The organism is Arthrobacter sp., assembly GCF_031179985.1.
Classification (GTDB): Bacteria; Actinomycetota; Actinomycetes; order Actinomycetales; family Micrococcaceae; genus Arthrobacter.
In genome coordinates this window covers 1-5,021 of sequence record NZ_JAPSHJ010000098.1, presented here as the reverse complement: position 1 = coordinate 5,021, position 5,021 = coordinate 1, and the positions used below count along the sequence as shown (strand labels likewise).

Here is a 5,021-nt window from a genome sequence, read left to right as displayed (position 1 = left end):
CGACCAGCCGCGTGGGAAGAACCACCGGCTGGTTGGATCGGGAACGGGCGCCGGCGGCGAAGGCCAGCAAATTATTTACCGCCGTGGCGCCGAGCGAGTATAGGGGAGCCTCTATTGTGGTCAGCGAAGGGGTAACGAGGGCGGCCCCGTAGCTGTTGTCATGACCGACGACGCTAACGTCGCCGGGAACGGACAACCCTTTTTGCTGCAGCGCCCGGATGAAGCCGATGGCCATCTGGTCGTTGTAGGCAATGACACCGGGGGTGCGGTGGCGCAACCATTCGGCGGCGACCTCCTCACCGCCTTGAATGGTCGGGAGATGGGAACCTGTCCGACGGACCGAGAGCTCCAGTTCCATTGCAGCCTCCCGCAGGGAGCGCCATCGCATGCCGTCCGCCCAGGACGCCTCAGGTCCTGCGAGGTAGGTGATGCTGCGGTGCCCGAGCTCGCCGAGGTGCTCGGCGGCGCGGCGGATGCCGCGGGGGTTATCGGTCACCACGCTTGCCACGTCCTTAACTGCCCGGTTCATGACGATAAGGGGTTTCTGCTTGGCCATCATGCGGATTGCCGAATCGGACATGCGGGAGCTCGAGAGGACAATGCCGTCCACCGAAGCCAGTGCGCGTTCAAGCGCCTCGCGTTCCTTCTGCTCTGACTCCTGCGTGTGGGCAAGCAGCATGGTGTAGCCCGCTTCCGCCGCCGCAGCTTCGGCGCCGCGCACCATCTCCGCATACACAGGATTGCGGATGTCCGCGATTACCAGGGCGATCATGGAGCTGCGCTGCCCGCCGGGATGCTGGATGCCGCCTACATGGGCAGAGCGGTAGCCCACCTCGATGGCCGCGGCAAAAATTTTCTGGGCCGTGTGATGACTAACCCGCCCCGGGCGGGCGAACGCACGTGAGACGGTCGATGCTGAAACCTCGGCAACACGAGCGACATCGTAAATCGTGGGCAAATCCCGTGAACTAACCATGAAGACCTCCGATGCCAACCATAGACGGGGCAAGGCAATTTTTGGCAACTGTTTGAATCTCGCAGCGATTATTGGCTTTATGGAGGAAGCATCCACTTCACAACGTGCAGTTCCGAACGCCCAACGAGGTAGCGCTCCATGGACTTTCCGCGGCGAGGTGCATCTACACGACGGCTAAGGCGTCGGCCGGCAGGAGAACTAAGACCTCACTCCGCCGCCGCACCGAGCCACCAACAATGCCCGTGATTACGGCAGGAAAAGGTCGACGATGAATACCAAAAAGAACTTTGCAGTACTCGGATCAGCAGCAGCAGCAATGATGCTTGCGCTGTCAGCTTGCGGCGGCGGAGCAGGATCCGCCGGTGGAGACTCGCAGACTCTGCGGCTCGCCCTCAACCAGACCGAGACCCACCCCTCATACGTCGCGCTGGATAACATGGGGCAAAACCTCGATAAAAACACCGAGGGCAAATTGAGCGTGGACGTTCACGCCAACGAGACACTCGGCAAACAAAAGGAAGTTATCCAGCTTGTAAGCGACGGAACTGTTGAAATGGCAGTCGTTTCCGGAACGCAGCTGGAGAACTTGAACCCCGATTTCCAGGTTTTCAACCTCCCCGGTGTCTTCGACAGCGTTGAGCACCAGATGAGCGTCCTCGCTGACGAATCAACCGTTTCCGACCTCTACGCCTCCCTCGAGGAGCGTAATATCACCGTTCTGGGCGGCCTCACCCAGGGCACTCGGAGCATCTACAACAGCAACGGCCCCATCAACAAGCCCCAGGACCTGGCGGGGATGAAAATCCGCGTTCAGGAGTCCGACGTGCAGATGAAGATGATTGAGCTGATGGGCGGTGCTCCCACCCCGATGGCGTTTGGTGAGGTCTACACCGCGATGCAGTCCGGCGTCATCGATGGCGCTGAAAACAACGAGATTTCCTACCTTACCCAGAAGCACAACGAGGTCGCGAAGTTCTTCTCCACAACCAACCACTTGGTGGGACTGGACTACGTGGTGATCAACACCGATGTTTATGAGGCCATGAGTGAGGACGTCCGCACCGCGCTCCGGGAGCAGTGGGCCGCAGCAGTTGAGGAGCACACCGCCCTGTGGCTGAAGCAGACGGACGAGGCGCACGCCCAGCTGGAGACCAATGGCACGAAGTTCAACGACGTGGACGAGCAGGCCTTCGACGCCGCTCTGGAACCGTTGATCAAGCAGTACGTCGATACCGAGGTTGAGCAGAGGATTTACGACGCTGCCCGAGCAGCCGCCAAGTAATCGCTCATCCCTCATGCAACTCATCAAGAGAACATTTGACAGGTTTTTAGCGTCTGCCTGCGTGATTCTGTTCGCCGTATTGGTGGTAACCGTCGTCTGGCAGGTATTTTCCCGCCAAGTCCTGAGCTCTCCCAATGCGTGGACTGCCGAACTGGCCCAGTACCTTTTTGTATGGCTGGGCCTGTTCGGAGCCGCACTTGTTTTCGCGGAGCGTGGCCACATCGCTGTCGACTTCCTGGTCAGAAAGTTTCCGAACAGAGTCGAAAAAGCCACGGCGCTGTTTGTTCAGGCTGCGATCATTGCCTTCGCTAGCCTCATATTCGTCTGGGGCGGTTACCGGGTTTCAGTGCAGTCATGGAACCAAGCCCTCTCGGGGCTTCCGGTAACTGTGGGGCCGCTGTACCTGGCCATACCAATCACAGGCGTCGTCATCATCTTCTACGCGACGTACCATATCGTCGCGATCCTCAGAGGTGACGAAGAAGCCACCGAAGACACCGAACCCGACGTTATTTAGGAGCAACTGTGGAAACAGCTTTACTCACGGGGCTCATTCTCCTCGTCGGAATCGTCGTGCTGATCGCGCTGGCAGTTCCCATCGCCGTGGCCATCGGGCTCTCCACGGTGGTCGCGATCATAGCCGTGCTGGGCCTTGACCGTGCAGTGCTGACAACGTCTCAACAGTTGTTCGCCGGTATTAACTCCTTCACCCTGCTTGCCATACCGTTCTTCATCCTTGCCGGAGTGTTGATGAACAACGGTGGCATAGCCGCCCGGCTCATCGACGCCGCAAAGGTACTGGTGGGACGGGCGCCAGGCTCGCTTGCACAAACAAACGTAGTCGCTAACGCGCTTTTCGGATCGGTGAGCGGTGCTGCTGTTGCCGCTGCCGCCGCCGTCGGAACCGTCATGGGGCCGCGGCAGCGGGAAGAGGGCTACGACCGCGCCTTCTCAGCGGCAGTCAATGTGGCCTCCGCCCCATCGGGGATGCTCATTCCGCCGAGCAACACGTTCATTGTCTATTCGCTGGTCAGCAGCACGTCCATCGCGGCTTTGTTCGTTGCCGGCTATGGTCCAGGTCTAGTCTGGATTCTTGCTTGCATGCTTGTCGTTTACGTCTATTCGAAGCGACACAAGGGATTGAAGACCACTCAGCGGGTGAGTTTCGCCGTCGCACTTCAGACAATCATCAAAGCGATACCGGCCATGCTGATGATCTTCATCGTCATTGGCGGCATCCTGGCAGGCATTTTCACGCCTACCGAATCGGCGGCCATCGCCGTGGTCTACTCGCTGGTCCTCGGGTTTATCTACCGAGCAATTAAGGTTCAGGACCTGCCGGGCATCTTGCTGAACGCAACCAAAACCACAGCAATCGTGATGCTGCTGGTGGGAGTCTCCACCGCAATGTCCTGGCTGATGTCATTTGCGCGCATCCCGGACCTGATCTCGGACAGCCTGCTCAGCTTGACGGACAGCCCAACAGTGATCCTGATTCTAATGATGATTATCCTGCTCATCGTCGGAACGTTTATGGACCCGACACCAGCCATCCTGATCTTCACGCCCATTTTCCTGCCCATAGTCATGGACTTTGGAATCCACCCCGTACACTTCGGCACCATGATCGTGTACAACCTGTGCGTGGGCACGATCACCCCGCCCGTGGGTAACGTCCTGTTCGTGGGTGCTAGGGTGGCCGGGCTTCGCATTGAACCGGTGATCCAGAAACTTCTGCCCTTCCTGGGCGCGCTGATCATCGGGCTGTTCCTTGTGGTCTTCATTCCGGAACTGAGCATGTGGCTGCCGAGGCAGCTGGAGCTAATCGCTCCGTAGATGTCCCGACCACAACGTCAAAGCGCCGGAGTCCTGCAGGAGCGGTTCGAGTCATTCCTCCTGCAACTCTCTGGCGCTTTGTCGTCTCCCAGCCACCACACCAACCATTGCTGGGGCCAAGTTGAACAGCGGTGGCGCAGGCAATCCTGCAACCGCAAACTCCGGGCCGGCGCCCAATTTCCCGAATACTAGCAGCGGTCACGGTCTGCTTGGTCGCATTCACCGGAGCTACCCCCGCTGCCGCTTCCATGTCCCGTAGCGGCGACCAGTATGTAAAAAAGGGCTGCTCTCCCAACGGGCTTACTTCGTGCTCCCTCTCTGGCCTTCGTGCCACGACACCCCCCAGCCAGCCTCGATGCTCATTAACGGGATCGCCCGGAAAGGAAGGATCCTTCATCCCCCGGACGGCAGCGAGGTCAACCAACTTCAGGCGGGCTGCTGGCGGTCAATAACGAATTCAGAAGGGTAGCCAGGACGACCGGGGACGTGCCCACCGTTGCTGGGATGACTCGAGAGGTGCCAGAGCGCTATCAGGTTGATCCGCGACCTATCTACGCCCGTAGGCCTGTCCTCAGGGGGCTTTTGCAGTTCAATTTTGGAAACTGAGTACCCGGACCTGTACGCGGCGATCGACGTGCTTGCGTGGGTGCGTACAAACAAGGCATCACGGGCTGCAGGGGAGCCCACGTTCCTACACGCCCGCGCATTCAGTGGAACGGCCTTTTGCGGCAGAGGCCGAGCACCGAAACCGGCTATCGCTGCCAGCCAAGAGCAAGTCCATAGCGTAGCTGCATCACAAGGTTCCTGTGCGTCGGTGGTCGTCGACGGGGGGCGTTTAAGCAACAAACGGCAACCGCTCGAGCTTGTGACCTGGGTCATGTGAGGGTGTAGGAGGTTCTTGGCCTTTCTTCTCTTCCTGCCAAACCA

The 5,021-nt window shown here is 59.3% G+C and carries 4 protein-coding genes; 3 read left to right on the top strand and 1 reads right to left on the bottom strand.

Annotated features, from left to right (window positions below; translation table 11 throughout):
* On the bottom strand, positions 1–976 hold a 976-nt coding region (locus RIN13_RS20185), incomplete at its 3' end, for a LacI family DNA-binding transcriptional regulator (RefSeq protein WP_309109097.1).
* 268 nt (positions 977–1,244) lie between these two features.
* Between RIN13_RS20185 and RIN13_RS20180 the strand changes: the two genes are divergently transcribed.
* The 3 genes from RIN13_RS20180 (at position 1,245) to RIN13_RS20170 (ending at position 4,094) form a co-directional block, all read left to right on the top strand.
* Positions 1,245–2,258, top strand: coding sequence for a TRAP transporter substrate-binding protein (locus RIN13_RS20180; RefSeq protein WP_309109096.1), 1,014 nt, complete (start codon positions 1,245–1,247; stop codon positions 2,256–2,258).
* 61 nt (positions 2,259–2,319) lie between these two features.
* A complete protein-coding gene (locus RIN13_RS20175; protein ID WP_309109095.1) occupies positions 2,320–2,775 on the top strand; it encodes a TRAP transporter small permease in 456 nt (151 codons plus the stop codon).
* Positions 2,776–2,783: 8 nt separating this feature from the next.
* Positions 2,784–4,094: a TRAP transporter large permease gene (locus RIN13_RS20170; RefSeq protein ID WP_309109094.1), complete on the top strand. Its 1,311-nt coding sequence runs from the start codon at positions 2,784–2,786 to the stop codon at positions 4,092–4,094.
* Positions 4,095–5,021: the final 927 nt, after the last annotated feature.

Coding starts and splice junctions, on each gene's coding strand:
- RIN13_RS20180 (WP_309109096.1), top strand. CDS start 1,245: ATGAATACCAAAAAGAACTTTGCAGTACTCGGATCAGCAGCAGCAGCA.